The organism is Skermanella sp. (assembly GCF_059503625.1).
In genome coordinates this window covers 1-5,796 of sequence record NZ_JCACHA010001058.1, presented here as the reverse complement: position 1 = coordinate 5,796, position 5,796 = coordinate 1, and the positions used below count along the sequence as shown (strand labels likewise).

The 5,796-nt window shown below is 64.2% G+C and carries 6 protein-coding genes; 1 reads left to right on the top strand and 5 read right to left on the bottom strand.

Annotation, left to right across the window (positions count from 1 at the left end; translation table 11 throughout):
• From AC5JJ6_RS38345 to AC5JJ6_RS38330, 4 genes are all read right to left on the bottom strand, one after another.
• The coding region (locus tag AC5JJ6_RS38345) for a glutamine amidotransferase-related protein (RefSeq protein WP_496047076.1) at positions 1 to 1,188 on the bottom strand (1,188 nt) is incomplete at its 3' end.
• A gap of 324 nt (positions 1,189 to 1,512) precedes the next feature.
• A complete protein-coding gene (locus tag AC5JJ6_RS38340; protein ID WP_044430046.1) occupies positions 1,513 to 2,403 on the bottom strand; it encodes a LysR family transcriptional regulator in 891 nt (296 codons plus the stop codon).
• A gap of 201 nt (positions 2,404 to 2,604) precedes the next feature.
• Positions 2,605 to 3,618 (bottom strand): thioredoxin-disulfide reductase, encoded by a 1,014-nt coding sequence (trxB, locus tag AC5JJ6_RS38335; RefSeq protein WP_496047075.1) that lies wholly within the window; start codon positions 3,616 to 3,618, stop codon positions 2,605 to 2,607.
• A 102-nt stretch (positions 3,619 to 3,720) separates the two neighbouring features.
• Positions 3,721 to 4,713: a mitochondrial fission ELM1 family protein gene (locus AC5JJ6_RS38330; RefSeq protein ID WP_496047074.1), complete on the bottom strand. Its 993-nt coding sequence runs from the start codon at positions 4,711 to 4,713 to the stop codon at positions 3,721 to 3,723.
• Between the two features lie 167 nt (positions 4,714 to 4,880).
• Here AC5JJ6_RS38330 and AC5JJ6_RS38325 point away from each other — a divergent pair, with 167 nt between their 5' ends.
• Positions 4,881 to 5,399 carry an Lrp/AsnC family transcriptional regulator gene (locus AC5JJ6_RS38325; RefSeq protein WP_496047073.1) on the top strand — a complete coding sequence of 173 codons (519 nt, stop codon included), beginning with the start codon at positions 4,881 to 4,883 and terminating at the stop codon, positions 5,397 to 5,399.
• 142 nt (positions 5,400 to 5,541) lie between these two features.
• On the opposite strand, the gene AC5JJ6_RS38320 is transcribed toward AC5JJ6_RS38325, so the two are convergent.
• Positions 5,542 to 5,796 (bottom strand): GreA/GreB family elongation factor (locus AC5JJ6_RS38320; protein WP_496047072.1); only part of this gene is annotated, 255 nt, incomplete at its 5' end.

Here is a 5,796-nt window from a genome sequence, read left to right as displayed (position 1 = left end):
CCGCTCATCCGTCGGACCCTCATCGGCTTCCAGCCTCTCCAGCATGGCGGCGCAGCTCTCCAGCCAGTCGAGTTCCGGGTCGCCTCCCTCCGGCGCCACCGTGACCGCGTAAACTGTCCCTTCGTCATGATCGAAGCACAGGAAACGGCCGGGGAAGACCAGTTGCGCGTCGGGATGCGGCGACGAATGCGTCGCCTGCCAGCCGTCTCCCGTCCTCAGTTCGTACCCCAGGTAACCGACGAACCCGCCCTTGAACGGGAAAGGGGCCTGCTGCGCGTCGATATCGATGCCGGCCAGCCGCCGCTGGACGAAAGCCAGGATGTCCTCATCCGGACCGGGCATCGTGCCCGATCGGTGCGAATGGACGGATGCGTTAGGCCCGCCGTCGTCTCCCATGTAGGAGAAGCCGCCTGCCGGCAAAGCGGCGCCGTCGAGCCAGAAAGCGTTGGGAGACTTGGCGAACAGCAGCCTGAACGCCGCGGCCGGATCGACCGCGCCGCCGATGCGCCGGTATTGCAGACGCCATGCCGCAGGACCTTCCGCCAGGCGCTGCGTCGCCTTCGCCGCGTTCCGGCTTGCCCGTGGCCTGCCGCCCGAATGGCCGGCGGCGTATCGCGCCGTCAGGTCCCGGAAGTTCCGCAGCAGGGCATCGCCATGTTCCGACAGGATGGATTCGGGATGGAACTGCACGCCCCACAGCGGCCGGGCTTCATGCTCGACCGCCATGATCAGGCCGTCCTCCGTCCAGGCTGTCGACCGCAGCCCGGCGGGCAGGGGCGGGACCGCCACCAGCGAGTGGTAGCGCACGGCGCGGAACGGTGCCGGCAAGCCCTGGAACAGTCCGGAACCCGTGTGATGAATGCCGCTGACGCGGCCATGCATGGGGACCGGCGCCCGCTCGACACCGCCGCCAAGGACATGGCAGATCCCCTGGTGGCCCAGGCAGATGCCAAGGACCGGCGCCGTCTCTTCCCGGATCAGCCGGGCACAGATGCCGAAATCGGTATCCCGCTCCGGCGTGCCCGGACCGGGCGACAGGACGACGTTGTCGTAGTCCAGCCGCTGCAACGCGTCCCAGGACAACTCGTCGTTCCGGACGACCAGCGGCTCGCAGCCGTTCACCGAAGCCAGCAGATGGAAAACGTTGTAGGTGAACGAGTCATAGTTATCGATGATCAGCGTCCTCATCGATCCCGCCTCTTTTCCATCCAGGGAAGTCCCGCAAGCCCGCTATATGCCGGCTGGACAGGCCGATTTCACGCGGCGAATGGCGCTGCTCAAAAAGAACGCCCGCAAATCGAACGACTTGCGGGCGAGTTGAACAGGGAGGCTTCACGTCTGGGAGACGCTGAGTCCGAAGACCCAACCCTGAACGAGGTCCAGGGCGAAACAGCGAATATTGCATCGCAATATCCACAGCCAATTAATTGGTCATTTGCTGCTCAGATTCCATGCATGATTCGAGGAAGCGCCCATGCACCTTCCGCATGGCTTTGAAACGCAACGATTCGCTCAGAAAGCTGTCTCCGCTACTTTGCGCACGAGGAAGTCACGGAACGCGTCGATGCGCTTGGAATGACGCAGTTCCTCGGCGTAGACGAAGTAGGTCTCGACCTTGGGACCGTTCAGTTCCGGCAGGACGCGGACGATGTCGCGGCTGCCCTCGACCATGTAATCCGGCAATGCGGCCATGCCCAAACCGCTCTCCACCGCCTTGAAGATCGCGTATACATTGTTGACGCGCATGATGGGGTTCCGGGTGCCCTGCGGCGGGTCGCCGGCGTCCAGCAGCCAGTTGATGTTGGAAATCGGGGCGCGCATGTCCGTCGGGTAGGCGATCAGGTCGTGATTGTCGAGTTCCTGGACCGTCTTGGGCACGCCTTTACGTTTCAGGTAGCTGACATGGCCGTAGACGTGGAACCGTATCGTCATCAGGTGACGCTGAATCAGGTCGGGTTGCCTGGGCTGCGTCATGCGGATGGCGATGTCGGCTTCGCGCATGCCCAAGTCGAGTTCCGTGTCGTCCAGCAGCAGGGAAAGCTGGATGTCCGGGAACTTCTGAAGGAACTCGCGGGCGCGCGGCGTCAGCCACGTCGTGCCGAAGGCCACCGTGGTGGTGATCTTCAGCGGCCCTTTGGCGTGCTCGCGGCTCTCCGTCAGCATCGCCTCGGTCATCGACAGCTTGGCGAAGACGTCGCGGGCCGTCTTGTTGAGCAATTCGCCCTGCTCGGTCAGGATCAGACCGCGCGCGTGCCGGTGGAACAGCGGCACGTTCAGGCTTTCCTCAAGCGCGCTGATCTGTCGGCTGACAGCGGATTGACTTAAATTGAGGCTTTCGCCGGCATGAGTGAAACTGCCGGCTTCGGCCACCGCGTGGAAGACCCGAAGCTTATCCCAGTCCATGAATCGTCCCGTTCATCGGCGAACGGAGGAAACCCGTCCGTCGCATCGTCTTGGCCGGCGGCGCTGCCGGCCCTGCGATGATATACCGCGCCGTACGGCAAGGCCACGCCAGTTAGGCCTGAAAAAGCATGATTCCTGGTCAACCGTCACGAAAATGCCAGTTTCGGGCAAGGGGAAGACCCCTTGCCCCATCCGGTCCGGTCATTCCCAGGCACCGATCATCTGCGGATTTGCCGCTTCACGAAGCGCCTCCTCCGGCGATCCCTGGTGTTCGGCCAGGAACTTCTCCGCTTCCAGCGCCGCCATGCAGCCCATTCCGGCCGCCGTGACCGCCTGCCGGTAGATCTTGTCCTTGACGTCGCCGGCCGCGAACACGCCCGGCACGTTGGTAGCGGTCGAATCGGGAGCGGTCAGGATATAGCCTTCGGGATCGGTCTTTACCTTCCCCTGGAAGATCCTGGTCGCGGGATCGTGGCCGATCGCGATGAAGACGCCTTCGACCGGCAGGGTCGAGACCGCGTCCGTCTTGATATTGCGCAGCTTCAGGCCGGTAACGGCCTTGGGCGAATCGTCGCCGCCTTCGCCCAGGATCTCGTCGACGACGGTGTCCCAGACCACCTCGATCTTCGGATTGCGGAACAGCCTTTCCTGCATGATCTTCTCGGCGCGGAACTGGTCGCGCCGGTGGATCACCGTCACCTTGGACGCGTGGTTGGTCAGGTACAACGCTTCCTCGACCGCCGTGTTGCCGCCGCCGACCAGCGCTATCTCCTTGCCCCGGAAGAAGAAGCCGTCGCAGGTGGCGCAGGCGGATACCCCGGCGCCGGCGTAGGTGCGCTCGCTCTCCAGGCCCAGCCAGCGCGCCTGGGCGCCGGTCGCGATGATCACGGTATCGCCGGTATACAGGTCGCCGCTGTCGGCCTTCGCCTCGAACGGGCGCTTGGAGAAATCGACCTCCGTGATGACGTCGAAGAACATCTCCGTTCCGACATGCTCGGCCTGCTTCTGCATCTGCTCCATCAGCCAGGGACCCTGGATGACGTCGGCGAACCCCGGAAAGTTCTCGACGTCGGTGGTGATCATGAGCTGCCCGCCCGGCTGCAAGCCCTGGACCAGGATCGGCTTCAGGTTGGCGCGCGCGGCGTAGATCGCGGCGGTGTAGCCGGCCGGGCCGGCGCCGATGATCAGGACCTTGGAATGATGATGAGCAGGCATGCGATGAAAGCCCCGGATTCTGATCTGAAATGGATGGAACGGATCGTAACTTATGGCCGCTTGAACATGGGCAGGGAGGGTTCCCCCGTCAACCGGACGCTTTCAGCCAGCCCGCCTGGGTGCTTCGATCCGCTGCCCCGTCCGCTCCTCCAGCCGCCGCCTGATCTCGGCGCCGACGATGGCGGTATCGTCCGGCGGCTCGTAGCTCCAGTGGTCGAGTTCGCCGGTGAACGGCCGGATGATCCCGGCTTCCTTCAGCGCCCGGTGAAAGGTCTGGAACTTGGGCGATCCTCCGTCCAGCTCGATGATGTAGACCGGCTTGCCGGTCGAGCAGGCTTCCGACACCATCGACACGCTGTCGCTGGTGACGACGATCACGTCGGCCAGCGCCAGGAAGGCGAAGTACGGGTTCTCGCCCTTGCCGTCCCAGACGACCGACGGCACGTCGGCCATGCGCGCCCGCAGGATCGCCTCGTTGTCGGCGCCGGTCCGGCGCGACGGGGTGACCAGCAGACCGGCGCCGTGCTGCTTGGCGAGGTTCGCCAGCTTCTCCGCCACGTCGCCCATGATGACCGGGGTCATGCGGAACAGCTTGTTGGTGCCGCCGATCAGCACGGCGATCCGGGGGTGCGGCAGGTGCTCGTAAGCCGGCCCCAGCCGCTCCGCCGCCGCCGCCAGCTTATCCGGCGTGATCAGGTGCAGCGCGCCGCGCGTCGTGATGACGTTGGGGCCGCGCAGGCGATCGTGCTCCGGCACCACGACCAGATCGAGCAGGCGCGGCGGGATCTGCGGGTCCTGGAGATGCACCGCGAAGGTCTTGCCCCGGCTGGCGCGCCGGACGCCCAGGGCCGGCGTCACGGCGGCACGGCCGCAGCTGATCAGCAGGTCGGGCCACGGCGGCTCCAGCGCGTCGCTGCCGGGCGCGGTCGAGTGCCGCGGTCCCAGCCGGAAGAACGGGCTGAGCTGCTTCCACGGCGTGCGCAGCGTCACTCGCTTGATGACCGGGGTGATGCCGACCGCCTCGGCCAGTCCGATGCACTGGTTTTCCATGCCGGCCTTGCCGTCGCTGACAACCCAGCAGGTTAGATTTTGCACGATCGCGGGCCTTCTTCGTTGCTGACCGGTGACGGGGCCGTGGTCGGGAATAGCACATTCCGCCTATTATAAAGTTTCGCACTTGTAAGGCGGCTTGGACTTGGCGTAAACCAGTGGTCTGTGTAATATCCTTTCCAATTCATCCCTAGAGGCTACAAGAGAAAACCATGCGGCGAGTCAAACTCGACCGGATTGACCGGCGCATTCTGCGCGACCTTCAGGCCGATGGTCGCATGACCAACGTCGAACTCGCGCGGCGTGCCGGCATCTCGGCTCCACCCTGCCTGCGGCGCGTCCGTGCCCTGGAAGAGGCTGGTTTCATCCGTGGCTACCATGCCGATATCAACCCCGAAGCCCTCGGTTATGGCGTGACCGTGTTCGCCCATGTCGGGCTGACAAGCCAAGCCGAAGCGGACCTAAAGAAATTCGAGGAGCTGGTCAATAGCTGGCCGCTGGTGCGCGAGTGCAACATGCTCGCCGGCGAGACGGATTTCCTGCTGAAGATCGTCGCGGAGGACTGGGATTCCTACCAGCGCTTCCTGACGACCAAGCTGACCAGCGCCCCCAATGTCAGCCATGTCAAGTCGGCCCTCGCCATCCGAACGTCCAAGTCGCAGCCCGGCGTTCCGATCGACACCGAGATCGGCGACCTGCCGGACGAGGACGAACTGGAGGAGGAAGAGTAGGCGGTTCCGCCGCCTACTCCTTAATTGCAGCACGTTGTTGTGGTGAGATGTACCGTCAACTGATTGTCACAATCCTCCAAAACAAAAATGCGGGCCAAGGCCCGCATTTTTCATTTCAGCCGAGTGACCGACCAAGCCCGTATCAGCGGAACTCGACCTTTACGACCTCGTAGCTCTTCGAACCGCCGGGGGTGGGGACCTCCACCATGTCGCCGACGGTTTTGTTGATCAGGGCGCGGGCCAGCGGCGAGTTGACCGACAGCAAGCCGGCCTTGATGTCGCTCTCGTCCTGGCCGACGATCTGGTACGTCGTCTCTTCGTCGGTATCTTCGTCGGCCACCGTGATCGTGGCGCCGAACTTGACGGCGCTTCCGGACAATTTGGAGACGTCGATCAC